This is a genomic window from Pirellulales bacterium (assembly GCA_036267355.1).
Lineage (GTDB): Bacteria > Planctomycetota > Planctomycetia > Pirellulales > DATAWG01 > DATAWG01.
Map to the genome: position 1 here is coordinate 1 of DATAWG010000099.1, position 24,801 is coordinate 24,801.

A 24,801-nucleotide genomic window follows, 5' to 3' on the forward strand; every position below is an offset into this window, starting at 1 on the left:
CGGACCGAACGGCTGCGGCCCCAACGGCGCAGGCCCCGGCGGCCCCGGCTATGGTCCCTTGCCTCGCGGCGTAGGCGGAACGTATGTCGGCCCGGAAGGCCCGCCGACCGGGGCGGTCGCCTATCCGTACTACACAAACCGCGGCCCGCGCGACTACCTCGATCCGAACCCGCCAAGCATCGGCCCGTGATGCTCGACACTCAAGCAATTTCAAAAACGCCCGGCGACTGTCCCCGCTGCGTCACCAAAACGTCCGGGGACTGTCCCCCTCTGCGTCACGTGAGGACCGTCCCCCTCTGCGCCATCAGCGGACAAATGCAAACGCCTCGCGCCGATAAGCGAACTCTCGGGATGCAAATCTCAGTCACTCGCTTACCGACGCTCGGCATTTGCATCGGCCATGGCATTGCCGCGTGGGATCGAATCACAACCGCAGCAAATTCAGTCGAAGCGTTGTCCCGGAGCCGGTCGAAGCGGAGTTGGCAAAGGTTCCGCTAAGTGTTCCGACCGTGACCGTCGAACCAGACGCAACGCTCGGCAAGCCGGTCGAGATCGTCAGGGTTCCGTTGCCATCGCTGTCGGTCGTCAATGTGCCGACAGTCGTGCCATTGATGGCGACTGTGAGCGAACTGCTTGCCGCGGCGTCGCTGATGCTGATGGTCAGCGAACTGGTGGTCGAGCCGTGTGAACTGGTTGTCGTCAACGTTGCGGCGCCGCTCGCCGAGGCATTGCTGGAATCGGTGAGCGATGCCGTAAGGCTCGAAGAAGTCGAGCTCATGCAGCCGCCGCCCGATCCGTTGCCGGTCGAGGTCGAGGTGGCGAAGGTGCCGCTGAGCGTGCCGACGGTCACCGTGTCGCCGGCGGCCACGCTGGTAGGGAAGTTCGATTCCGACAATCGGAGCGTGCCGGCGCCGGATGCGTTGGTCTCCAAGACCCCAACGGTCACGCCGCCGATCGCCACCGTCAGCCTCGTGTCGACGGCTTCGCCGGTCACGCTGACCGTGAGATTGTTGCTCGTGCTGCCGTTTCGTCCGCTGACGACCGAATAGCTGACCGTGCCGGTTCCGGTTCCACCGCTGGTGTCGGTGAGCGACGCCGAGAGAATTGTGCCGGAACTCGAATAGCTGGCGTTAAGCCGGCCTGCAATCGCGTTGCCGACGAATCCGGCACCTTGCGCCGCTCCGAAGTGTGCGATGGCCGGGACGACCATCGCCGGCAAAATGGGATGGGCCGCCAGCATACTGCGCGATTCCAGGTGTTCACCGCCGAGCCGTCGAAGCCAATAGGTTCTCTTTTCGCGTTTCATGGCAATGATCTCCGTCCGCCGAATAAGCCCCCGATCCGAACGCAACAGTCCTGCTCCTGCGAATAACCGTTGCCAACCGATGAGCCGCTAACCGCCGTACTCCATGCCTCGAATGGGCTTGCGATGAGCAGGCTTGCGCTGAGAACGCCCCCGATGTTCTCGGACTCCGTAACTATGGTCACCGAAATCAACGTGAAACAGACGCATGTAATCGCAGCGACGAGCAAATTTCGTTTGCACGCCGGCGAATGAGAGAACCGGAATGCGAAAATTGCGTCGGTTGCCCGCGAAGGACGTGACGCTTAGTATTGACAAAGCGCCGGAACGGCAATCATCCGATGGGCCCCCATGCCGGCGACTTTGCGCGGCATGTTCGGCGCGCGATGGACGTGGCCACTCAAGGCTGCGGGCATGGCGCCATGAATCCACGGGGAAGCTAGCCGTAAACGGCGGAGAATAGATGAGCACGGAGATTTCAAAGAAGCGGTCCGCCGGTCGGCTCGAGCTGCTTCAACGCGCGCGGCGCGGCGACCGGCAGGCCTTGGACGATCTACTCGGCGCTTTCCGTGAGTATCTGGCGAGGGTCGCCCAAACTCAATTGCGGCAGCAGATTCAAGGCAAAGCCGACGGATCGGACCTAGCCCAGGAAACGCTCCTCGAGGCACATCAACATTTCGCCGGCTTCCGGGGGAACAGCGAAGCTGAATTCGTGGCCTGGCTGCGAACGATTTTGGCCGGACTGGTGGCAAATCACATGCGTCGCTATCTCGGCACGCAGCGTCGCAACGCCCGGCTCGAGCGACCGCTGGAAGTCGAGAAACCCGGCGAAGCGAGCGACACGCTCGTCCGCTTGATCGCGAATGGAAGCACGCCGAGCGAACAAGCCATGGGCCACGAGGCGCAAAGACGCCTGGATGCAGCCTTGCAGCAACTGCCGGAACATTATCGGCAAGTGATCGTCTTGCGACGCATCGAAGGACGGCCGTTCGCTGAGGTTGCGGCTCGCATGGGCCGAACCGTGCAAGGGGCGGAAAAGCTCTTGGCCCGCGCTTTGGCCCGCTTGCAGCGCGTCATGGAAGCGTAGGTTCCAGGGGAAAATAATCTGGGCAACCGGAATTCATCCCGAGGCCGTCGCCGAGGTTATGCTTCGGGCGATTCTCCGCCCGCGCGGACGACCGACTCCTGTCGTCAACGCCACTCATCGACGCGCGGCGTGCTGCAGCTCTCGCTCGAATTCGATCGCCGGCGGGTACGGCGGTCCTTCGGCCAACGATTTCACGATCCATCGCATCGCGCCGGCCCGATCGTTTTGGGCTGCCGACAGCCGGGCCATCTGATAGTGCACTTCGCTCGGCTTGGCGCCATGATCGAGCGCGGAATTCAAGTCCTGTTGGGCTTCGGCAAATCGCTTCAACCGCCCCAGAAGAATGCCGCGCTCGAGCAGCGCGGGAGCGAATTGCGGATCGCGCCCGATTGCGCGCTCTAAATCGGCGAATGTTTCCGCATCCCGGCCCAGGGCTTGTTGACAAATGGCGCGGTTATAGAAGCACTCGGCGCGGTCGGGTGCCAAGGCGACGCAGACCGTAGCCGACTGGAGCGCCGCACCGAACTTGCCGAGCTCGAAATTACATCGCGCCAGTTGAAAGTAGGGCCAGAAGTCGCTTGGCTGCAAGTCGATCGCGGCGGTGAACTGGCGTGCCGCATCCGTGTATGCCTCGTGGTGCATCAGCCACCGCCCAAAGCCACAATGTTCCCATGCGCTGGCCGCACTGGGCAGCGATGCGGCCGCGTTGGATGCGTCGTTGGGGCGAACCGGTTTCGATCGGCGGTTTGCGGACGCTGCATCCACTTTGTAATCGCCGGCTTCGACCTCCAGCACCGGACTCTCGCCGCAGGAAATCCGCGCTTCCGACAGAATCTGCAATGCCGTAGAACGTGCTTGGGCGGCCTTTTCCGCAGGCGCCAATCGAGCCTCGATTCTCGCCGAAAGAATTGCGAGATCCAAAAGATCGCGCCGCAATTGCTCCCCAAAGGTTCCTTCAGCAGCACTTCCTGGCGCGGCGCTGGTCGCCAGAAAGCTGTCTCTCGCCCGCCAAATTTCTTGGCAGCCGGCCAAGACTTCTGCAAGCGCCTGATCGCTCATCTGCTCGTCGTCGAGGAACCGCAGCCGCTCGACGAGTTGGTGCAGTCCGTCGACTGCTTGAGCGCGGCGCGCGGCGGTGAGTTGGGCTTCGAGTTGTTTGCTGAGATTCGCTTGCCAGGGAAACCATCGCAAGCCGCGCCGCGCAATCGCCGCATGCTGGATCGCTGGAGCAAACTGCTTGGCCGTGAGCTCTCGTTGCGACTGGAGGAGCGATGCCTCGGCATTTGCCACTCGGTCTCGATACAGCAAGCCGCCGACAACCGCGACAATCGTCACTGCCGTCAGGGCTGCCGCCGCCGACGGCAATGCGAATGGCCGCCGTCGCCGCCACTTTCGCCAGCGCTCGGCAAGGCTGTGGTTGGGCACGTTTCGCAGGGGCAAATTCGCCAAATGGCAGCGCAAATCGATCGCCAATTCGCCCGCGTTCGGATAGCGCGCCGAGGGGGCCGGCGCCAGACATTTGTGCAAAATATCCGCAATTCCACGACTCACGCCGGGATTCGCTTGGCGAAGCTCGGCCCGCGATCGCGCCGCCCCCGCCGCCGGCAACTGGCCGCGGAGCGCTTCATACAGCACGACGCCGAGCGAATAAATATCCGACCGGCAATCCACCTGCTCGGAAATCGGCAGGCCGCGGCGCACCGCCTGCATCGCAGCCGCCTGTTCGGGAGAGGTGTAGCCGGGCGTGCCGCCGATCGTCGTAATTTCCTTGCGATGCAATCGTTCGATCTCGCTGGCAAGGTGAAAATCGAGCAACATCGGCTGGCCATCCGCCGCCATCAGAATGTTCGACGGCTTGATATCCAAATGCGCCAGCCCACGTTGATGGGCGTAGTGCAAGGCATCGGCCAAGCAGGCCCCGATCCAACACACCGCCTCGACATGCGTCGAACTCGCCAGATAGCCGAGCGCCGGCGCGGGTTCGCCCGTGGAAATGTCTGCCGCGCGCCGCACCGTTGCGAGTTCGGCGACAATCTGCCCGCCCGTGCGTTGGCCCATCGGGCAATTTCGAAGTTCTTGGGCGATCTCGTGCCAGGTTTCGCCTCCCAAATACGGCATGCACAGCGCGCGCAGGCCGACCTCGGGAAAATCTTGCACGAGGTATAGCGGCACGATATTGGTGTGCTGCAATCGGGCCAGCGACAAGTGCTCGTGGCCGCGGCGCGGCGTCAGTTTCACGACCAAGGGCCGATCGGAAAGCGAACGCTGCGTCGCCAAGAAAACCCGGCCTCGCGCGCCGCTTCCCAATTCCTCGAGCAGCCGCAATTCGCCGAGCGACTCGCCGGCATCGGGAAACACGACCAGCCTCGGAGCCGGCTGCAGAAACTGGTGGCACATGAATAGCGCCGCCAATTCCGACTGCCATTGCGGAAACCGTCGATAAAACTCCTCGGAAGTAACGTCTTCCCCGAAGTCTTCTCGCAGGCACAGTTCTTCATAAACAACCCGCACCGCAAGCTCGGGCTCAGCTTGCAGTTCGCGATGTTCGGCCAGCCAATCTTCGGCCGGCCGCCGTTGCCCGGCGCTCCATTGGTCGGCCATGGCGTCGAGCGTCGCAGCCAGGACCGGGTTCGCCGGCAATTCGCGGCCAGGAGCGTCGCCGGCGCCGTCGACCGTGGAAGCCGGTTGGGTAAGCGGAGAACTCGAAGAAGGCGTCATAGACTCTACAAGAAGTTTCAAAGCCGCCAGGCACTGTCCCCCGCTGCGTCACCAAAACGGCCGGACTGTCCCCATTTTGCGGAGTCTTCGGAGCAAAACGGGGACTGTCCCCTTGTGCAATGTCCCCTTGTGCAAAAAGAGGACTGTCGCCCCTCTGCCCCCCGTCTTGCGTAGCCTTCAAATCAAAACGGGCGGACAGCCCCCTCTACATTCTGGTCTTGAACCGCTTCTAGCTATTCGCTCGGCACTGGTTGCAGCCGAGCGAACAACCAGCTTCTGCTCGCCTCTTCCTCGATTTCATCGAGATTTCGTCGACCACGGCGTCGGGCGTAGTAAATGGCCGCCGCACCGAACGCCGCGGCGCCGGCAGCAACCACCGCCGGCTTGAAATGACTGTCGTCCCACCATCGGCTGAAGCCAGAGTCCAACTGCCCGATCTCCGCCATGATCGTTTTGACGGCATGATCCACCGCCGACAGATTCACCGGCAGCCCCGCCATTGCCATCTTGCCGTTTTCGCCGCCGGCAACTTCGCCGGCAACGAGCTCCTTGCCGCCGCCGAAGAGCCCGCCCGTTGTTTCGCTCGAAGGCACCGCGGCCGCTCTCGCATTGCTCGTGGACTCGCCGTGATAGGCCGACGCATCGTGGGCAGAAAGCGGAACGACGCTCCCGTCGCTCGGCGCCGATGCCGGCACGAAAGAGCCAGCCCCGCTCGTGGATGAGAACAAACCGGCCGTCGACAACACTTGCGTCGTCGGTGCGCGAGCGCCGCTACCGACCGTGGCCGCGACCAAAAATTGCTGCGCCTGCGTGCTAGCGGACGACGCCGCCTGGCCCGCGAGCGACGAATTGAACGCCAGCACGCCAAGGGGCGACGCCGCCTCGGCAGCCACGGAAATCATGGGGCCCGCATCCACCGCTGCAAATGCACGCTGCGGCGCGGCAACCAAAGTGATAGCAGTGGTCTCAAGAAGCGGCAACGGCGATTGGTCGATTACCATAGCGATCGCCGATCCGGCCTCGAAGACCGCCGGGCCAGCAACCAAATTGCCGTCGGAAACAGCTTGCCCAGCCACGCCCGTCAATTCCATTCCGCCGCTGATCGGAGGCCGGGCATCGGGCGATAGGCTCGGCGCCGCGACAATTTCATTCGCCGCGGCGAAACCGCTTGTCTCGGCGAACGATCCCGTCGCACGGCCCGGTGGCGGAGCGTACCATCCGCCGTCGGATTCATCGCTTCGCGCTAGAAAAAAGCCGTTGTGCCAACCGCTTTCAAACGCGATTGCCGCCGGCTGCTGGCCATCCATCGCCCGGCCACTGCCGGCGAATTGCGGCTCATTCATGAAGGCCGGCGCGATAAAAGCGGGAGCGGCCGCCGAATAAGCCGGTGCGGCAAATGCCGAGCCCGCAAACGTGGCAGCCGGACCGTCGTCAAATCCGCCGTGGGCTAGATCCGTCGGGGGCGGTGCGAACGGCAACATCCCCGCCGACGCGCTCAAAACGCAGCGCGGCTCAAGCCATTCAACCGTGCGCAACTCACGACATCGCCTAGGCCGAATTCCGCCTGTGCGCCTTCCCATTCCAATATCCCTCCGAAGACGAGCGTGCGGTGGAAGGAAAAATCGACCTCCCTATCGTACATAAGTCTTCCGTAAAAACCAGCATCCTGTCGCCGATTGTCGCTCCTGCGGCCAGCCGCATACGGCAGCAACGCTTGCGGACGAAATGGCTGCGGACCAAACTGTGTTGGTCTGGCTCCCGACGTTTTCTTCGCCCTCGGATTCGGCCTGGGATTCGGCGGAGCAGAAAACGGGGTCAGAACTATTTGCAAGCCGAAAACGTCCAGAAAACGGGGTCAGAACTATTTACAAGCCGTCCCGGTCCACTTCATCACCGAGAACTTCCCTCGCTTGCTGCTTGGTGATCCGACCCTCAGCAAACGCCCGGCGCGTGGCCTGGCGGTCTGTTGTGCCCACCAAGCCCCAGAATGCGAAGTAGGCTCCGACCACGAATGACACGATTAATATCACCGCGACAAATTGCCACCGCCAAATCGCGCCATCCGTCGCTTCGGTCGGGCCATGTGCAACTCTCCAAATACGGCTCCCGAAAATGCCTCCTCGTGCTACAATGCTGCCGCAACGCAAGTGTTAGTAACCGTAGTTGTATTGGAGGGACAGAAAACGGGGTCAGAACTATTTGCAAGCCGTAGAATATCGGGGTGAGAAATAGTTCTGACCCCGTTTTCCCTGCGGGAATCACTTGTCGCACGAGCGTTGGAAGCGCGTCAGCCGCGGAGGGCGGATTCGATTGTGGCGATGTCGATCTTGTTCATCGTCATCATCGCGTCGAAGGCGCGCTTGGCGGCGGCCGGATCGGGGTCGGTGATTGCTCGAAGCAGAATTCGCGGCGTGATCTGCCACGAGAGGCCCCATTTGTCTTTGCACCAGCCGCACGCGCTCTCCTGGCCGCCGCCGTCGACGATCGCGTTGAAGTAGCGATCGGTTTCGGCTTGGTCGGCGGTTGCGACCTGGAAGGAAAATGCCTCGGTGTGCTTGAATGCCGGTCCGCCGTTGAGGCCGAGGCAGGGAATTCCGATCACCGTGAATTCGACCGTCAACACCTCCCCTTTCTTCCCTGCCGGATAGTCGCCCGGCGCGCGGTGTACCGCGTCGAGCGATGAATCGGGAAAGGTTTTGGCGTAGAACTGGGCCGCCTCTTCGGCATCGCCGTTGTACCAAAGGCAAATCGTGTTCTTGGCTTGCTTGGCCATCGGATTTCCCCTTGTTTTGAGCAGCTCGATGCGAGCGAGATTGGCTCGACGCTGAGGCACGCGGATCGGTGTGCGAGCGGCGATATTGGCTTCGGCTCGGCCGAAAATCAACTTCCGCTTTTGAACCCCTCACCCTGCCCTCTCCCGCAAGGGGAGAGGGTTTTGCATACCCTGGCCTTTCCCGCACGGGGAGACGGTGCTTCGGCGAAGTTATTTTTCGGCCAAGCCCTAGCTTCGGCCGAAAATCAACTTCCGCTTTGAACCCCTCACCCTGCCCTCTCCCGCAAGGGGAGAGGGTTTTGCATACCCTGCCCTCTCCCGCACGGGGAGACGGTGCTTCGGCGAAGTTATTTTTCGGTCGACCGTTAGCCGGCGTATTCGCCGACGACTAGGGCGATATTCTGGCCGCCGAAGCCGAAACTGTTGTTGACCGCGCGGCGGCACTTCGCTTCGCGGGGCTCGTTGGGCACGTAGTCGAGATCGCAATCGGGGTCGCGATTTTCGTAGTTGATCGTCGGCGGGAGCACTTTGTCGCGGATGGCCAACATGCACACGATCAATTCCGTGGCCCCGGCGGCGGCGATCAAATGGCCCATCATGCTCTTCGTGCTCGAGACTGGAATCTTGTAGGCCTGCGGGCCAAACACCGTCTTGATGGCGAGCGTTTCCACCTTGTCGTTGACGTCGGTGCTGGTGCCGTGGGCATTGATATAGTCGATATCCTCCAAGCCGAGTTGGGCGTCGGCTAGGGCGAGCCGCATGCAACCGGCGGCGCCGCGGCCTTCCGGATGTGTGTCGGTGATGCGATAGGCGTCGGCCGTCGCGCCGTAGCCGAGCAATTCGCCGAGGATCGGGGCGCCGCGCGATTTGGCGTGTCCGAGTTCTTCCAACACGACCATGCCGGCGCCTTCGCCCAAGACGAAGCCATTGCGATCCTTGTCGAATGGCCGGGAGGCTCGCGTCGGCTCGTCGTTGCGAGTGCTGAGGGCGGTGAGCAGGTTGAAGCCCGTCACGCCGAAGGCATGGATCATGCTATGCGTGCCGCCGGAGAGCATGATGTCGGCATCGCCGCGGCGGATGATTTCGGCCGCCTCGCCGACCGCCTGGCTGCTGGCCGCGCAAGCGGTGAGGCAACTGAGGTTCGGCCCTTGGGCGTTGAACATCGTGGCGAGGTGGGCCGCGGGCATGTGGGGCTCTTGCTCGATCTCGCCGAGCGGGTGCAGCGTTTCGATACCGGCGCGGGTATAGTGCAGCAAATCGAACTGTCCGCCCGAGAGCGATTCGTTCATCATCTCGGCGAAGTGCTTGAAATCTTGCTGGCCTTCACCGCAGCCGAGATAAACGCCGAAGCGATCGGGCTCGACGGCGCTCGAATCGATTCCGGCCGCATTGACGGCCTGATGGGCGGCGCCCGCGGCAAAACAGCAGTGGCGGCCGCGATATTTCCAGCGCTGCGGATCTTCGCCGATCGCGCTGATATCCCAATTGCGAACCTCGGCGGAGATGCGGGTGGGAAAATTGCGGGCATCGAACACGGTCGTATACCCGACGCCCGACTCGCAGCGCAACAGCCGGCTCCACAATTCTTCGACGCTCGTGCCCAGCGGAGTCACGCAGCCCGCGCCGGTAATGACGACACGTTTTCTCATCGCTGCTCTCCAACCCTTGGTGAGCGGACATGGTCCGTGGCACGGCCGTGTGCCGGCGACGTTCCGTGTGCCGGCGACGTTCCGTGTGTGGGCGACGTTCCATTTTCAGTGGGATTGCCGAAATTAGCCGCCATCGGCGGATTCGGGGCGTGATCCGGCTTGCCGCCCGCGATTTCAGGTTCACCGGGCGGCGTTGTTTGCGCCGTGACCGGCGGAGGCAGCGGCCGGCCATCGGGCAGCTTGGCCACTTCGAAAAGCCGGAGCGTGCGCAGCCAAACGACGAACGCATCTCGGGAAAACAGTTGCCGGCCGCCGTCGATATCGTCGACATAGGCGAAAAAGACATCGGCTTCCGCCTGCAGCCGGTCGCCGACATGGCTTGTGAGACTGACCGAGGCCCCCTCTTGCTTGAGGTTTTCGATCTTGGCGTGGTATTTGAGCGTATCGCCGGGTTGGGCCGAAAAATGAAACTTCGCCCGGCTCACTTTGGCCAGCACCACGCTCCGCTCGAAATCGTGCTGCTGAGCGACCAGCAAGCCGCCGGTTTGTGCCAGACCCTCGAGGATCAGCGAATTGGGCATGACCGGCGCGCCGGGGAAGTGGTCGTGCAGATGTTCTTCGGCCAGCGTCACCGCCTTGACCGCGGTGGCCTGCACGCCCGCTTCGAATTCGGTGTAACGATCAATCCAAAACCAACGCATCGGGAGTAGGGGGGAAGGGTGAGGGGGAAGGGTGAGGGGCGAGGGGCGAGGGGCGGGAGGGAATGCTGGGTTGGGCTCACGACCGACCGAACGGCGCGTGAGAAAACAAGGCAGCAGCGACGCGAAACGACCTGGAGCCTCGCTTTTTGCTCTCGCGCGGAACCCTCGCCCTCACCCTACACCTTGGCCTGTTGGTTGAGCTTGCCTTCGACGTAGCGGACCAAGTCTTGCACCGTGAGCACGAGCACGAAATCCTGCACGACCGGATTCGATTCGAACTTGCTGAGATCGGCGAATGGCATCCGCTTTTTCAATTGCTCGACCCCGTCGGCGGTCACTTTGCCGTCGTGAACGTATTCGGCATTATTGAGAATGTCTTCCGGAAAAAGCTCGCCACGCGGAATCTTGATGTCGAATGCTTTTTCCAGCCGAAACACGATGTCGAGAAAATCGATCGACTCGGCCCCGAGATCGCCAACCATCGTGGCCTCGGGCGTCACTTCGTCTTCATCAACTCCGAGTGCATCGACCAGCGCGGTGCGCACCTTGGCAAAGACTTCTTCATGCGACGGCATTACGTTGAACCTCCAAAGACGGGTTTACGAACCAAATGGTTTTTTCGATCGCGGCGGATGCGCTTTCGTGGCTGTCGAGCTGCTGGTTTGCTGAGTTGTTTTGTCGATGTGTGCCACTGGCAAGCGCAGTCGGCCAGTGCCGACCCACCGCGTCGCGCAGCACTGGCCGACTGAGCTGGCCAGTGGCACACCAGGGTTTGCTGGCACACCAGGGTTTGCTGGCACGCACCTGCCTTTACTGTTCCGATCTTCCGCTTCCGCTCGCCGCGGCGGATTGTACGCCGTGCGGCGAAATGGCTTCCTTCGCCGATTGCTCGACGGCAGCAGGGCGGTGCAACAAAGCGAACAAGGCTCGCATCTGCCGCGTCACCAACCCGTCCGTCTCCGCCGCTCCCAGGCCTCGCTCGACCAAGTTGTAGCGCTCCAACACTAAGCGGGCAGTAAATTTCGTTTGTCCGTCGACAGTTCCTTGGGCCTTGAGTTTGGTTTCCACCTCATCCTGGCCGGTGATTTCGGCGGTGACGCAGAGCGTTTGCCCCGGCGAGACAAAATCGCTGTATTTCACGTTTCGCGCTTCTTTAAGCACCACCATACTATGCGCAAAATCTTCGCTCGCCCGTATCAACCAAGCCCCGGCCTGCGTCATCGCCTCGAGCATCAATACGCCCGGCATCACCGGGAACCGCGGAAAATGGTCGGCCAAATACTCTTCCGCCAGCGACAGGGATTTCACCGCGCGAATGGAGGCGCCGGGCTCAAGTTGGTCGATTCGGTCGATCAGTGTGAAACGCATGACGGCCCCCTAGTGGCTGGTCCAGGCAAAATTGGCGGGCGCCACGTGTCGTGAGCGGCAAGGCGCTAGCCGCCGGTTTTTCAGCCGCCGCGCCGCATTCGACCGGCGGCTAGCGCCTTGCCGCTCACAATTCACACAACCACCCAACACATCAAGTCGTGATTGATGGACCCACTCGCCACCTTGTGGGCAAGCCTTCCGCCAGGATCGCCAGCCCGACCTGCAAAAGTTTGGCCGTTCGCCTGGTGCGGACCGAACCCTAAGTCTTTTGTTTTCCCGTCTTTATGCTAACCCAAGGCGATTCCCTTGAGTGGAGCAGAAATGGCCTTTAGCTTGGCAGAAAAATAACTTCTCCGCAGACCCCTCTCTCCCCCTGTGGGAGATGGCAGGGCGGCGGCTCAAAAAGCGGAAGTTATTTTTCGGTCGAGTCTTACAGGGTTGAGTATAGACAGATGCATGCTACGCGACAACCGAAAAACGAGGCCTCCCGGCGCGGAGCGGGTCAGAGAATGCCGAGAATTCGAGGCCCAAGCTAGCAACTACGGTCGGCCGTCGTTTCACCCGTATCTGCCATGGTGGCACCAATGATCCAGGCCTGCACGGAGCGGTCGGTTTTCACAACTCCATATTTCCCAACATGATAATTAGCCGCTCAGGCCGGAGAAATCGAGTCGGCATACGCTTTGCTTTTTCAGTGTGTTGGTTCGTTGGATTGACAGTTTGGCATTTGATTTTCGGCATCGGCGGCTTTCCGCAATCGGAAGCCGCAAACACCGGATTTTCCGATAAGGAGGAATGCAATGCTATTACGTCGTTCGTGGCATGCGTCGCCCACAAATCAGCTTCGCAATGAATTGGATCAGTTCTTCGTCAACTTCCTCGGCAATCCCGTTGCAGGTGGGCTCGACGCATTTCCGCCCGTCAACGTTTGGGAAGAGCAGGACACGCTGTATGTCGAAGCGGAAGTGGCCGGCGTGGCGAAAGACAATCTCGACATCACAGTGGTGGAAAACGAATTGATCCTCAAGGGCCAGTGTGCTGAACCGGCAGCGGCCAGCGACTCGAAGACCTATCATCGGCGAGAACGCCCGGTTGGCTCGTTTACGCGCGTCGTCGCGCTGCCGTTCGATGTCAACGCCGATGGCGTCAAAGCGTCGTTCAACGACGGTGTGCTGTTGGTGACGTTGCCGAAGGCCGAGGCTGCGAAGCCGCGGAAGGTGAAAATTCACGCGTCGTGAAAGCAGGCTGAATGCGGATCGGCCGCTAACAATCCCACGCAAAAAGTAGACAAATTTCCGAGGAGATTTTTCCATGGCAACCCAAACGCTTCAAGAAAATGGAGCCCAGGCCGCCGTTGGGCAACAGCCTCAACGCGGGCAATACTACCGCCCGAACGTCGACTTGGTCGAGAAGACGGACGAACTATTGGTGATCGCCGATCTGCCGGGCGCGAAGAGCGACCAGATCGACATCCAATTCGAAAACGGTTCGTTGACGATCCACGCTGAGGTGCCGCAGCGCCGGGGTGAAAACGCCACCTATTTGCTGCGCGAATTCGGCGTCGGCGATTTTTATCGCACGTTCCGCGTCAGCGAACAGATCGATCCGGCTCGGATCAACGCCGAATATCGCGATGGAGTGTTGTTTTTGCATCTGCCGAAGGCCGAAGCCGCCAAACCACGGAAAATCACCGTAAACGCGGCGAGCTCGAACGGCTGATGCTCGTCCGGGTTTCCGGTGGCCGAAAACCCAGACGAAAATTAGAAGATTTGCGGCATTCCGTGATCAACGACGCCCTGACGCGAGCATCGCGCTCGTGCCAGGGCGATTTTTTTCGGTTGATCAACGTGTGCTTATTTTCGTCAGTTGTGCCGGCTCCCTTAGATCGAGAAATCGCCCCAGGATGGCTAGCAAATGTCCGCACTTAGCCGAATCACTTTCGACTCTCTATTTCAATGGCCAAATCGCCAGAATGGGTGGAAAGGTGGGAAGCCGTGCGTTCGCGGAATGCGGGTCGCGGTCGGCGCGATTGCCGGCCTCGTTGCGAGCGGCGCAACGCTCGATGGAATTCTGGCCGATCATCCATATCTCGAAGCCGAGGACATTTCCGCCGCGCTCTCGTATGCCGCGTGGCGGTCGGAGGAAATCGACGTGCCTCGCGCGCAGCCATGAACTTCAATTCTCCCTCCCCGTTGTCTCGCCCGCCCGATCGGTGCTATAACTGCCCGCTATGCGCAAGGGCATTGGAGTATCGCCGGGCGTCGTGGTGGGGACGGCTTATTGCATCAACGAAATCTTCGTGAATCCAACCACGCGGCGGTTGGAGGCCGAAGAAGTGATGCCCGAGTTGGCCAATTACGAACGTGCGCGCGATGCCGCCGCCGCCGATTTGCATTCGCTCTACACGAAAGTGGCCACACAGGTCGGCACGCTCGAGGCCTCGATCTTCCAGGCCCACGAGGCGATCCTCCGCGATCCGTCGTTCACCGCGAAAATCCGCGCTTGGATCGTCGATCAACATCAAAGCGCCACCTACGCGCTGAACCAGGTGCTGCACGAATACACCGCGCTTTTCGAGAAGACCGAAGACGCGTATATCCGCGAGCGCTTGGCCGACGTGCGCGACGTGATCCTCCGCATCAGCGGCCATCTTTCCGAGGTGCTGCACCCGGAAATCGAAACGCTCCCCGAGCCGCTGATCGTCGTGGCGGATGAATTGCTGCCGTCGCACGTGGTGCTGTTGGGCCATCGAAAATTCGTCGGCATCGCCACGCAGGCCGGCGGCCAAACCAGCCATGCCGCACTGCTCGCCCGCAGCCACGGCATTCCGGCGGTTTCCGGCTTGCGCGGCATGCTGAAATTCGTCAAGACGGGCGACACGATCATCGTCGACGGCCGCGAAGGACAAGTGATCGTCAACCCGGGCCCCGAAATCGAAAGCGCGTATCGCAAGCTGCAGCGAGAGTTCTTCGACCTGAAAGACCAATTGGCCGCCACCCGCGATCATCCGGCCGTTACCGCCGACGGCGTCGAGATCGAACTGCTCGCCAACGTCAACAATCTCGCCGACGCGGAAGCCGCCGCGGCGATGGGCGCCTCGGGCATCGGGCTCTATCGCACCGAGTATCTGTTCCTGACGCATCCCGACGTGCCCGACGAACAGGAGCAGCTCGGCGTTTACAAAAAAATCATCGCCGCCAGCCCAAACCACCGTGTCACGATCCGCACGCTCGATCTCGGCGGCGACAAAACGATCCCCTATTTGGGCCATGCGAGGGAAGCGAATCCGTTCATGGGCTGGCGGTCGATCCGCTTGTCGTTCGAGCACCCGGAGTTTTTCGCCACGCAAATCAGGGCCATCCTGCGGGCCGCATACGGCAAGAAAAACGACGTGCGGCTCATGTTCCCGATGATCACGACGCTCGAAGAAATCCGCAAAGTGCGCAAAATGGTCGCCCGAGCCAAGCAGCAACTCGATCGGCAAAAGAAGCGCTATGGGACCGTGCCGATCGGCTTGATGGTCGAAGTGCCGGCCGCGGCGATCTGCATCGAATCGCTGATGGACGAGGTGGATTTCGTTTCCATCGGCTCCAACGATCTCGTGCAATATCTGATGGCGGCCGATCGCGACAACCCGCGCGTCAGCCATCTATGCCAACCGCTGAGCCCAGCCGTTTTGCGGGTGCTGAACAACACCATCCGCTCATGCATCGCCGCGGGCAAACGCTGCACCCTCTGCGGCGAAATGGCCAGCGCCCCGCGCGCATTCCTGCTGCTGTTCGGCATGGGCTTGCGCAGCTTCAGTCTTAGCCCGGCTTTCGTTCCTTCGATCAAAGACCTGACCAGCCATCTAACGCAGCCCCGCGCAGAAGAAATTCTCAACCGCGCGCTGAAGCTCAAGACCACGAGCGACGTAAGCCGGTATCTGGGCACCGAAATCGCCAAAATCGCGCCCAATCTAAAGCTGCTCGATACCGCATAACGCGAAGCAAGGCACCCGCGATATACGCGAAAGACGCGGATACATTGCAGCGCAAACCACGAATCACCAATCCCGGCCGCAAGGCCGCACCCAGGCACACTCCGTGTGCCGCCTGCCCCGCTCTGTGCCCAACCCGCCGCGAAGCGCAAACGGCACACGGAGTGTGCCTACTACGTTGGCGCCTTATTCGAAATTCATCGGCGCCCGCAGCGCGGTCGGCGCCGTCGCGCTGCCGGAAAAGATCGCCGTCGAAATCAAAGCCGCGTAGCGCGCGGCCGCAAGGCCGCACCCAACGTAGCAGGCACACTCCGTGTGCCGTCTGCCCCGCTCTGTGCCCAACCCGCCGCGGAGCGCAGACGGCACACGGAGTGTGCCTACTACGTTGGCGCCTTCATTCGAAATTCATCATCGCCCGCACCGCGGTCAGCGCCACCGGCGAACGCATTGTAGCCCGAAGCGTTAGCGAGGGACGCACGCCGCTGGACGTTCCATTTATGTGCCAGCTCAAGCGGCGCTCCACTGGCCGACTGCGCTGGCCAGTGGCACACCGGCGAACGCCCCCTCACCCCTAGCCCCTCTCCCGCGAAGGGGGAGAGGGGAACTGGTGTGCCACCGGCGAACGCATTGTAGCCCGAAGCGTTAGCGAGGGACGCACGCCGCTGGACGTTTCATTTGTGTGCGAGCTCAAGCGGCGCTCGCACTGGCCGACTGCGCTGGCCAGTGGCACACCGGCGAACGCCCGCCTCGCCCCTAAGCCCGCTGCCACGAAGGGGAGAGGGGAACTGGGCGTTTCGCGTCGCGGGGATTAGTGCAGGGTTTTTGTCGTTGGCGGCAAAGTATAAGATGGAACATCCACCCAGCCCGCCTGGCCACCACGCCCCGCGCCGAACATCCCATCCCCGGCCTTACATCTATGTCGAATCTTTCGATCGAGCAAGTTGCCAAGGAATATCCGACTCGGGCTGAATCGCTGCACGTACTCCGCGGCGTTTCGCTCAACCTGTCTGTGGGCGAGAATCTCGCGGTGCTCGGGCCGAGCGGCTCCGGGAAAAGCACGCTGCTCTACATCGTCGGCACGCTCGAGCAACCGACCTCGGGCACGGTGCGGCTCGACGGCCAGAATCCGTTCGACCTGAACGAACCCCGCCTGGCCGATTTCCGCAGCCGGCGAATCGGATTCGTTTTTCAAGACCATCACCTGCTGCCCCAATGCACGGTGCTTGAAAACGTGTTGCTGCCGATGTTGGCCAACAGCGGCATCGACGGCCCGGCCTCTGAGCGGGCCAAGATGTTGCTGGAGCGCGTCGGGCTTGGCAGCCGGCTCGAGCATCGGCCGGCCGAGCTTTCCGGAGGCGAGCGGCAACGCGTCGCCGTGGCCAGAGCCTTGATCCAGAAACCGGTGCTACTGTTGGCCGACGAACCGACCGGCAATCTCGATCGCACGACGGCCCACGCGGTCGGCCAATTGCTACTCGAACTGCAGCAGCAGGAACAAACGATGCTAATCGTCGTCACGCATAGCTTGGAATTGGCGGCACTCTTTCAACGCCGCTTGGAGCTCGATGAAGGACGGTTGAAGGAAGTGCCAAAGTAGGGGCGAGGGGCGGGGGACGAAGGACGAGACCAGCAAGAGACCAAGCGAATATGAGCTTCTGGCGATTCATCATCGAAAGTCTTGGTCACCGGCGGCGGGTTCATATCGCCGTGGCGCTCGGGGTAATGACCGCGACGGCCGTGCTCACCGGAGCGCTGGTGGTCGGCGATTCGATGCGCGGCAGCTTGCGGCATCTGGCCCTCGACCGGCTGCAAGGGATCGACGACGCGCTCGTGGCGCCACGATTCTTCCGCGCCGAATTGGCCGATCAAATTGCGGCCGACGCCCGGAAAGAATCGAAGGCGCTTGCCGGCTCGGCCATGTCGGTCGAACCGGCGATCCTGCTTCAGGCAACGCTCTCCCACAGCAGCGGCTCGAACGATGCGGATCGTCGCGTGGCCGGCCGAGCGACTGTGCTCGGCGTGCGGCCGGAGTTTTGGAAAGCATTTGCCACGAGCGGCCCGGCGGTTTCCAAACCGCTCGGCGATACTGAAATCGTGCTTAATGCTCCGCTGGCGGAAAAGTTGAGTGCGAAGGTTGGAGACGAGGTGATTTTGCGGCTGCCGCGCCCCAGCGATATTCCGGCCGATAGCGCATTGGGGCGAAAAAAAGAGACGGTGAAATCGCTGCCGGCGCTGCGCGTCGTACAAATTCTCCCTGCCGATGGGCTGGGCCGGTTCGGACTCTATCCATCGCAGCAGCTTCCCGACGACGCGTTCGTGGCGCTCGGCACGTTGCAAAGCGGCCTCGATCAGCCGGGGCGAGTCGACGCGATTTTTGCCTCGGTCAATTCCGGCAATTCCGGAAATTCTGGCTCGAACGGGTCGCTGGCCGCTGGAACACGATTGCTCGCCGATTCGCTCCATCCGACGCCAGCCGACTACGGCCTGTCGATCAAGCGCACCGACGAGGGCTACTTCAATGTCACGTCGGATCGAATGCTGATCGAGGGCCCGATCGAGCAGGCTGCCGAGAAGGCGTTTGCCCCATTGCACGGCCAGCCGACCTTCACGTATCTGGCCAACTACATCCTTGCCGGCAACGCGGGCAGCGAAGCCAAGATTCCGTACTCGACAATCACGGCGCTCGATTTGCGGACCGCACCGCCGCTGGGGCCGTTTCTGAATTCCAGCGGCGAAACGATCCAGCCGCTCGCCGACGACGAGATCGTCCTCAACCGTTGGGCCGCCGACGACATGGCCCAGCAAGGCGTTCCGCTCAAGCCAGGCGATCCGGTGCGCATCCAATATTTTCTCCCCGATAGCCTGCACGGCCAAACGGTCGAAACGACGACCACGCTCCGCTTGAAAGCGATCGTCGAAATGTCGGGCCCGGCGGTCGATCCGAATCTCGTACCGGAATTGAAGGGCCTCACCGATCGAAAATCGATCGCCGATTGGAACCCGCCGTTTCGCTTCGATCCATCGCGCGTTCGCACGCGTCCGCCGAACGATCAAGATGAGCGATATTGGAAGCGCTACAGGGCGCTTCCCAAGGCGTTTGTTTCGCTCGACTGCGGCCGAAAACTTTGGGCGAGCCGCTTCGGGCAAACCACGAGCTGGCGGATTCCTGCCGCATCGGGAATGACCGCGGCGAGCCTTGCCGATCGGCTGCAAATCGATCCGGCCGCCGAGGGCTTTCGATTTCTGCCGGTGAAGCAGATCGCCATCGATGCCGCGTCGGGCACGACGCCGTTCGACGGATTGTTTCTCGGCTTCAGTTTTTTCATCATCGCCTCGGCCGTGATGCTCGTCGCACTGCTGTTCAAATTGGGGATCGACGGACAGGGGGCGGAGATCGGATTGCTGCTGGCGCTCGGCTTCAGCCGCCGCAAGGTGCGCTGGATTTTGCTCTCCGAGGGGTTGATCGTTTCGCTGGTTGGCGGCGTTGTGGGCGTGGTCGGAGGAGTGCTTTACGCGTGGCTGATGCTGGTCGGCTTGCAGACGGTGTGGCTGGCGGCGGTGGTGACGCCGTTTCTGCATTTGTACGTCACGCCCCTGAGCTTGCTGGAAGGGTTTGCGATCGGCGTTTTGGTTTCGCTGGCGACGATCGCCTGGTCGCTACGGCAGTTGCGAAAAGTGACTGTGCGGCGATTGATTGCCGGCGAGACGAATCCGCCGGTCGAAATCGTGCGGTCCAAGGGCGAATTGCCGGCGCCCGAGGAGGCCGACGGAGAAGACGAACTTTCGGTTTCGCCGCGGGAAGCCGCGTGGTGGCGGGGAAAGTTTGCGCCGGTCGCGCGGCATTATCGCCGCTGGCGTCCGACGAGTTGGCCGCGAACGCTCGGCTGGGCGGGGCTTGCGCTGGCGCTGCTCATGGCGCTATTGGCGATCGTGATGCAATTGAGCACACGCGAGGCACAAGCCGAAACTTTCTTCTCGAGTGCGTCGCTGGTGCTGATCTCCGAGATGCTATTGATCTGGGACCGGCTGCGCACCGATCGCGGCTCGACGCTCGTCTCTGCCGGTCGCGGGGCGCTCATGCGGCTCGCGGTGCGCAATGCGGCGCGGCATCCGGTGCGGAGCACGCTGACGATCGGCCTGATGGCGGCGGCGACGTTTTTGATCGTTTCGATGAGCGCGTTTCATCTCGAGCCGCCGGCGCACGGGGCGCGGTTCGCTAGCGGCGACGGCGGATTTTCGCTCTATGCCCAAACCGATTTGCCGATCTATCAGAATTTGAACACGCCCGACGGCCGCGCCGACCTGGGCTTCGACGAGAAGGCCGACTCGCTGCTGGCGAAATGCCAGATTGTTTCCATGCGGGTTCATTCCGGCGATGATGCGAGTTGCTTGAACTTGTTTCAACCGCGGCAGCCGCGCGTGTTGGGCGTCTCGCAGGCGATGATCGATCGAGGCGGGTTTGCATGGTCGGCGTCGGCGGCGCGCACGGCGGAAGAGGAAAAGAATCCGTGGCTGCTGCTCGATCCGAAAGGTCGAACGTCGCCCAATCGATCGCGGAATGCGCTCGACTCTGAAAGCGACTTGGGAGGCCGAGCGCCGGTGGTGCTCGATGAAACGACGGCCCTCTACAGCCTGCATCTCGACGGCGTCGGCAGCACGTTCGACATCACGGCCGAGGACGGCCAAACCGTGCCGCTGGTGGTCGTGGGATTGCTGCAAAATAGCTTGTTTCAGGGCGACGTGCTGATGTCGGAAGCGGCGCTGCTGCGCTATTTTCCGGGCACGAGCGGCTATCGGTTTTTTTTGATCGACACGCGCGACGTGTCGAAGGCCGAGGCGCGCGGGGCGTTGGAAAGCGGTTTGGACGATTTCGGCTTCGACGCGGAGCCCACCGCCGATCTGTTGGCCGCATTCATGTCGGTGCAAAATACGTATCTCTCCACGTTCCAAAGCCTGGGCGGTTTGGGGTTGCTCTTGGGAACGATCGGGCTGGCGGTGGTGCAGTTGCGGAGCGTTTTCGAGCGCCGCGGCGAACTGGCCTTGTTGCGGGCCGCCGGATTCCGCCGCCGCCGGCTCGCGGCGATGGTGATGTGGGAGAACGCGGCGCTGTTGATCGGCGGCTTGGGGGCGGGCGTACTGGCGGCCGTGGTGGCGATCGCGGCCCAGCTTTTCGCCGGCAGCGCCGCGATTCCGTGGGTCGAACTCTTGGCCACGCTGGTGTTGGTGTTGGTCGTCGGCCTGGCGGCGGGGATGATCGCCGTGCGGGCAACCTTGCGAGCGCCGTTGATTCCTGCCCTGCGGGGCGATTAGGCGGGAGCAAGAATATCGTCGAGCGGCGGTTCTCCCTCGCCGGCGCTTCGGGCTAGTGTGGGGCATGCGGCACACAAGCCCGAAGCGTCAGCGAGGAGGGCCCCGCCCGAACGGCGTCCGCTGTTTCCACTCCCATCGCAATCGGCGATGTGCTAGGGTATGGGAATTCGATCGTTGCCCGCCTCGGAAGAATCCCGCCTCGCATCGCTTTGGAGCCATGTTTCGCCATGAAGAGTTTTTTCAACGTCGTGTTGTTCATCGTGGTGGCGATTGTCAGTTGGGGCGTGTACGGTCCGATGTTGGGATCGGGCACGGCCGCAATGAACCACAGCGCGTGGCGGCCGTTCATGTGCGTCGGCCTCGCGTATTTCGTGATCGCCGTGGTCGCACCGCTGTTGCTGATGCAGCTGTTTGGCGAAAAGGGGCATTGGTCGGCGAAGGGCGTGATTTGGAGCATGATTGCCGGGGCATGCGGCGCGGTGGGCGCGGTGGGCGTCATTCTTGCGGCAAAGAACGGCGGGAGGGCGAGCATGATTTATGTCATGCCGCTTGTGTTCGGCGGCGCGCCCGTAGTGAACACGTTTGTCACGATCTTCCTGGCCAAAACGTACAAGCAAATCGGGCCGGCGTTTTATGCCGGCCTCATACTCGTCATCGCTGGATCGGTTACGGTGCTGTTGACCGCGCCGCGCGGCGGGAGCGCGGGACTCGTCCTGACCGCGTCGCAGCTTGCACTGGTGTGCGTTTTCACGGCCATGACGGCCATTTCGTTCGGGTGTTACGGGCCGACGCTGCACAAGGGGCAGGTGGCGATGGCCGGAAGCCGGCTCCGGCCGTTTCTCTGTGTCGGGATCGCCTATTTCCTCGTCGCGGTGTTAGTGCCCGGCATCTTGTTGGGCGCAGGGGCCGAATCCGGCCAGTCGTGGAATCTATCCGGAACAGCTTGGAGCCTCGGCGGCGGAGCAGCCGGAGCGATCGGCGCGCTGGGTGTGATCATGGCGTTCAATTTGGGCGGTAAACCCCTGTACGTCATGCCGCTGGTGTTCGGCGGTGCGCCGGTCGTGAACACATTCGTCGAGGTAGCGCGCAATTCGGCCTGGGAACACATCGGGCCGCTGTTCTACGCCGGCTTGATCGTGACGGCAGCCGGCGCCGTGACGGTGCTGGTGTTCGCTCCGCGCTCGCATGGTCCGGCGCACGCACCAGCGGTGGCCGATGCGCCGCCGCACAAGGTTGAGACGAAGGCGAGGTCGGTTTAAGAGGCCGTCGGCCGGAAAGGCCGATTCTGCCAGCCCAGGCCGGAGCCGCGTGTGCGGCGGAGGCCTGGATTGACGGCGCCTGCCACCCGCCGGCCCTGTATGGGCCGTTCAATTGGCGACGCGATTGTGAGCGGCCCTTTCAGGGCCACGCAACCCGTCGCATCACATTCCCAAGGCTACGTCGCTCGCGCGGCTCCGCCCTGGGCTGACGGCATGAGCCCTTCAGGCTCAAATCTCTGCGGACTACTTCTAATGCAGATTCGCTTTCAAGCGATTCGGCGCGACGCACCACTTCAGCCGATCTAACGGCAACCCCTTGCGTATCACGCGCAATCTCACCGGGTCGGCTTTTCGCCGGGGGCGAGCGCCGGCCATTGGGCGTCGCCGCCGAGCCAGCCGGCCGCGGCCGCCGGTTGATAGGCGTGGCAACAGGGCAATGGACAGAGGGCCGCCAGATCGGGCACCGGCGGCAGATTCTGTGGATCGCCCATGTGGAACAAATCTTCGGCCTCGAGCAGGCTGCCCATATCGACGACCGCTTGCCATAGGGTGCCCAACTGCGTGACGTACGACGTGATCGTCGTGGCCAGCGTTTGCTGCGCCGTCACGACATCGGCAAATGCCACCACGTCGGGCTCGGTTTGGTGCCGCTGATACGCCCCGCGATACGCCTGCACCTGATCCGGCAGCATCCATTTGCGGTAGATCTCGATCACCTTCATGTTGTCTTGATAGCGCTCGTAGGCATCGGCGAGCCGGCTGGTGAGGTCGTCGCGGGCGAAGTGGGGGCCTTCCGAAGCTTTGGTCACCGCTGCCTCGGCGGCCATGATGTTGCCTTGGTTGTGGTCCCACAATGGAAGTGGCCCGCCGAGCTGCACGCCGACGATCGTGCCGAAGGGCGGCGTGGTGTAATCGCGCTCGACGACAACGTGGGCATCTAGATCAGGGATCCGATTCACTTGCGCCAGCCGGAGATTGATCTGGGACTGATGAAGCGTGTTCTCGGCCGTTAGCACGTCGGAGTTCGTCGCCAGGATATGGGCCAAGGCCGCGTCGTATCGCACCAGCGGCACCGGAGCATCGACTCGGCCGGCGAGCGGGGCCGGCGGCATTCCTGGCACACCCATCGCCGCCGCCAATTGCTTCCAAGCCGAGACGTAACGATTTCGGGCCTGCACCAGCGAAGCGCGGGCTTGATAGGCCAACACACGTAGCTGCAACGGCTCATAAGCCGCGGCTTGGCCCCCTTTGACCATATCGACCTGAACGTTGTAGGCTTCGTCGGAGAATCGGGCCAGCGCGTGGCTGACGCGGACATTTTCCTCGGCCACGAGCGTGGAAAAATACGCCCCGCGCACTTTCGCAGCCAAGCCCGACTGTGCCTTGCGCAGCGCGACCTGAGCGTTGGCGACGTCCATTTCTGCCGCGGCTTTGGCCAATTGGAGTTTGCCGCCGGTCTTGATTGTTTGATCGACAAACCCGCCTTGCTGGCCGGCCGTGAGCCCCTGTCCGACGTCGTCCGATTCATAGCCCACCGTGGGATTTGGGTACAAGCCCGCCTGAATCATGGCCCCTTCCGCGCTGCGCACGTTGGCCATCGCCTGGCGCAGGTCGGGGCTATATTGGCGGGCCATCTGTTCCAGATCGTCAAGCGTGAGCGGCGTTCCTTGCGGCAATGCCGTCGCCTGATACTCGGCGCCCAGCGGCGGCAGCGGCGGGAACAATTTGGCGACCGCCGCGGCACGCTCCGCCGCATGCTCGCGATCGAGCGGCGGCAGGCGAATCTGCGGCGCGTTGGCGCCCGGCAATTCGGGAGGAACCTCGAGCCGCCGCGGATGCGGCGCGGGAATCGGTTCCGCGGCGGGGGCGCCTGCGGCGGCCAATTGCACGTTTTCCAATGGAATGGCGGGAGGGCCAATCGCGGGCGGAGCATCGACCGCAGCCGACGCTTGACGCACGGGTTCGGCCGGCTCGCGGCCGGTCGCGGTCGCCGTGATGGAAAGATCCGATACCATCGGCGGCAATGCGACGATTTGCGGATTGCCTGGCGTTTGCGGATCGGGAAGACTTTGCCGGCGCGTGGCAGCTTGCATTGCCGTCTGGCGTTCGGCGCCAAACGAAACCACCACCGACCTGAGCGCCGTTGTCCGCACGGTCGTGGAGGCAGCGGTGGGCGGCGAAACGACCATCGATTGCGGAGCGCGCGGCGGCATTGCTTCGATGCCCGGCCACATCGTCGCGGCGGCCGTTGCGGGGGGCGGAGCGCTCCCAGTCGCCGAAGGTTGCGGGCCGTTCGTTCGAGCAATGGCCGGCCCCGTGAGGCTGTTCAGCCGCGGGTCGGTGGGCGACGAAACCCAGTAGGGTATCGTGGCTGGCGGCGGCAGGCAGGCCGTCGGGCAAGACAGCGGCTGAGCGGCCGATCCATTGCCCGCTTTGTCGCTCCAGCAACCGGCGGCCGACAGCGTAAGCGCCAAGCAGCCGAACAGGCAATTGCGCGCGGTCGATCCTGACATTGCGGATTACTCTGTTTGGACCGCCCCGACCGCTAGCACAATACGCATGGATTGACGTTACGACCCGTGCAAAAGTATCGACCGGGCGCGAACCGCAGCATGCGAATCGCTGGAGCATCCCGTCGATCCGTTACCGCAGGA

General features: G+C 62.4%; 18 protein-coding genes. 9 read left to right on the plus strand and 9 right to left on the minus strand.

Going from position 1 to position 24,801, the window contains the following annotated elements:
- Positions 1 to 190, plus strand: a 190-nt coding sequence (locus VHX65_15455; protein ID HEX3999947.1) for a hypothetical protein, incomplete at its 5' end; no start/stop codon positions are given.
- Between the two features lie 234 nt (positions 191 to 424).
- Here the strand turns inward: VHX65_15455 and VHX65_15460 are convergent.
- A complete protein-coding gene (locus tag VHX65_15460; protein HEX3999948.1) occupies positions 425 to 1,306 on the minus strand; it encodes a hypothetical protein in 882 nt (293 codons plus the stop codon).
- Positions 1,307 to 1,766: 460 nt separating this feature from the next.
- Between VHX65_15460 and VHX65_15465 the strand changes: the two genes are divergently transcribed.
- A complete protein-coding gene (locus VHX65_15465; GenBank protein ID HEX3999949.1) occupies positions 1,767 to 2,390 on the plus strand; it encodes a sigma-70 family RNA polymerase sigma factor in 624 nt (207 codons plus the stop codon).
- 114 nt (positions 2,391 to 2,504) lie between these two features.
- On the opposite strand, the gene VHX65_15470 is transcribed toward VHX65_15465, so the two are convergent.
- The 7 genes from VHX65_15470 to VHX65_15500 form a co-directional block, all read right to left on the minus strand.
- Entirely contained in the window at positions 2,505 to 5,108 is a 2,604-nt protein-coding gene (locus tag VHX65_15470) for a protein kinase (protein ID HEX3999950.1), read from the minus strand.
- A gap of 233 nt (positions 5,109 to 5,341) precedes the next feature.
- A complete protein-coding gene (locus VHX65_15475; protein ID HEX3999951.1) occupies positions 5,342 to 6,589 on the minus strand; it encodes a hypothetical protein in 1,248 nt (415 codons plus the stop codon).
- Between the two features lie 806 nt (positions 6,590 to 7,395).
- Positions 7,396 to 7,881, minus strand: a complete 486-nt coding sequence (locus VHX65_15480) for a VOC family protein (GenBank protein HEX3999952.1) — start codon at positions 7,879 to 7,881, stop codon at positions 7,396 to 7,398.
- 365 nt (positions 7,882 to 8,246) lie between these two features.
- Positions 8,247 to 9,530, minus strand: a complete 1,284-nt coding sequence (locus VHX65_15485; GenBank protein HEX3999953.1) for a beta-ketoacyl-[acyl-carrier-protein] synthase family protein — start codon at positions 9,528 to 9,530, stop codon at positions 8,247 to 8,249.
- The gene (locus VHX65_15490; protein HEX3999954.1) at positions 9,527 to 10,231 is read right to left on the minus strand and encodes a 3-hydroxyacyl-ACP dehydratase FabZ family protein; all 705 of its coding nucleotides are present in this window, start codon (positions 10,229 to 10,231) and stop codon (positions 9,527 to 9,529) included. Before VHX65_15490 ends, VHX65_15485 begins: the two co-directional genes overlap by 4 nt.
- Positions 10,232 to 10,407: 176 nt before the next feature.
- Positions 10,408 to 10,806, minus strand: a complete 399-nt coding sequence (locus tag VHX65_15495; protein ID HEX3999955.1) for an acyl carrier protein — start codon at positions 10,804 to 10,806, stop codon at positions 10,408 to 10,410.
- Between the two features lie 235 nt (positions 10,807 to 11,041).
- Positions 11,042 to 11,599 carry a 3-hydroxyacyl-ACP dehydratase FabZ family protein gene (locus tag VHX65_15500; GenBank protein ID HEX3999956.1) on the minus strand — a complete coding sequence of 186 codons (558 nt, stop codon included), beginning with the start codon at positions 11,597 to 11,599 and terminating at the stop codon, positions 11,042 to 11,044.
- Between the two features lie 800 nt (positions 11,600 to 12,399).
- Between VHX65_15500 and VHX65_15505 the strand changes: the two genes are divergently transcribed.
- From VHX65_15505 to VHX65_15535, 7 genes are all read left to right on the plus strand, one after another.
- The gene (locus VHX65_15505) at positions 12,400 to 12,837 is read left to right on the plus strand and encodes an Hsp20/alpha crystallin family protein (GenBank protein HEX3999957.1); all 438 of its coding nucleotides are present in this window, start codon (positions 12,400 to 12,402) and stop codon (positions 12,835 to 12,837) included.
- Between the two features lie 73 nt (positions 12,838 to 12,910).
- Positions 12,911 to 13,318, plus strand: a complete 408-nt coding sequence (locus VHX65_15510; protein HEX3999958.1) for an Hsp20/alpha crystallin family protein — start codon at positions 12,911 to 12,913, stop codon at positions 13,316 to 13,318.
- Between the two features lie 195 nt (positions 13,319 to 13,513).
- On the plus strand, positions 13,514 to 13,771 hold the full coding sequence (locus VHX65_15515; GenBank protein ID HEX3999959.1) for a DUF433 domain-containing protein: 258 nt from the start codon (positions 13,514 to 13,516) through the stop codon (positions 13,769 to 13,771).
- A gap of 58 nt (positions 13,772 to 13,829) precedes the next feature.
- Positions 13,830 to 15,581, plus strand: coding sequence for a phosphoenolpyruvate--protein phosphotransferase (gene ptsP / locus VHX65_15520; GenBank protein ID HEX3999960.1), 1,752 nt, complete (start codon positions 13,830 to 13,832; stop codon positions 15,579 to 15,581).
- A gap of 913 nt (positions 15,582 to 16,494) precedes the next feature.
- A complete protein-coding gene (locus VHX65_15525) occupies positions 16,495 to 17,175 on the plus strand; it encodes an ABC transporter ATP-binding protein (GenBank protein ID HEX3999961.1) in 681 nt (226 codons plus the stop codon).
- Between the two features lie 50 nt (positions 17,176 to 17,225).
- Positions 17,226 to 20,888, plus strand: coding sequence for an FtsX-like permease family protein (locus VHX65_15530; protein HEX3999962.1), 3,663 nt, complete (start codon positions 17,226 to 17,228; stop codon positions 20,886 to 20,888).
- 227 nt (positions 20,889 to 21,115) lie between these two features.
- Positions 21,116 to 22,147, plus strand: coding sequence for a hypothetical protein (locus VHX65_15535; protein ID HEX3999963.1), 1,032 nt, complete (start codon positions 21,116 to 21,118; stop codon positions 22,145 to 22,147).
- Between the two features lie 335 nt (positions 22,148 to 22,482).
- On the opposite strand, the gene VHX65_15540 is transcribed toward VHX65_15535, so the two are convergent.
- Complete coding sequence (locus VHX65_15540) at positions 22,483 to 24,660, minus strand: TolC family protein (GenBank protein ID HEX3999964.1); 2,178 nt, start codon at positions 24,658 to 24,660, stop codon at positions 22,483 to 22,485.
- Positions 24,661 to 24,801 lie beyond the last annotated feature (141 nt).

Bases quoted from the DNA above. Each gene is read 5' to 3' on its own strand.
- VHX65_15495 (HEX3999955.1), bottom strand. From the start codon at position 10,806: ATGCCGTCGCATGAAGAAGTCTTTGCCAAGGTGCGCACCGCGCTGGTC.
- VHX65_15460 (HEX3999948.1), bottom strand. From the start codon at position 1,306: ATGAAACGCGAAAAGAGAACCTATTGGCTTCGACGGCTCGGCGGTGAA.
- VHX65_15475 (HEX3999951.1), bottom strand. From the start codon at position 6,589: ATGTTGCCGTTCGCACCGCCCCCGACGGATCTAGCCCACGGCGGATTT.
- VHX65_15470 (HEX3999950.1), bottom strand. From the start codon at position 5,108: ATGACGCCTTCTTCGAGTTCTCCGCTTACCCAACCGGCTTCCACGGTC.
- VHX65_15540 (HEX3999964.1), bottom strand. From the start codon at position 24,660: ATGTCAGGATCGACCGCGCGCAATTGCCTGTTCGGCTGCTTGGCGCTT.
- VHX65_15515 (HEX3999959.1), top strand. From the start codon at position 13,514: ATGTCCGCACTTAGCCGAATCACTTTCGACTCTCTATTTCAATGGCCA.
- VHX65_15500 (HEX3999956.1), bottom strand. From the start codon at position 11,599: ATGCGTTTCACACTGATCGACCGAATCGACCAACTTGAGCCCGGCGCC.
- VHX65_15490 (HEX3999954.1), bottom strand. From the start codon at position 10,231: ATGCGTTGGTTTTGGATTGATCGTTACACCGAATTCGAAGCGGGCGTG.
- VHX65_15505 (HEX3999957.1), top strand. From the start codon at position 12,400: ATGCTATTACGTCGTTCGTGGCATGCGTCGCCCACAAATCAGCTTCGC.
- VHX65_15535 (HEX3999963.1), top strand. From the start codon at position 21,116: ATGAAGAGTTTTTTCAACGTCGTGTTGTTCATCGTGGTGGCGATTGTC.
- VHX65_15480 (HEX3999952.1), bottom strand. From the start codon at position 7,881: ATGGCCAAGCAAGCCAAGAACACGATTTGCCTTTGGTACAACGGCGAT.
- VHX65_15510 (HEX3999958.1), top strand. From the start codon at position 12,911: ATGGCAACCCAAACGCTTCAAGAAAATGGAGCCCAGGCCGCCGTTGGG.
- VHX65_15525 (HEX3999961.1), top strand. From the start codon at position 16,495: ATGTCGAATCTTTCGATCGAGCAAGTTGCCAAGGAATATCCGACTCGG.
- ptsP (HEX3999960.1), top strand. From the start codon at position 13,830: ATGCGCAAGGGCATTGGAGTATCGCCGGGCGTCGTGGTGGGGACGGCT.
- VHX65_15485 (HEX3999953.1), bottom strand. From the start codon at position 9,530: ATGAGAAAACGTGTCGTCATTACCGGCGCGGGCTGCGTGACTCCGCTG.
- VHX65_15530 (HEX3999962.1), top strand. From the start codon at position 17,226: ATGAGCTTCTGGCGATTCATCATCGAAAGTCTTGGTCACCGGCGGCGG.
- VHX65_15465 (HEX3999949.1), top strand. From the start codon at position 1,767: ATGAGCACGGAGATTTCAAAGAAGCGGTCCGCCGGTCGGCTCGAGCTG.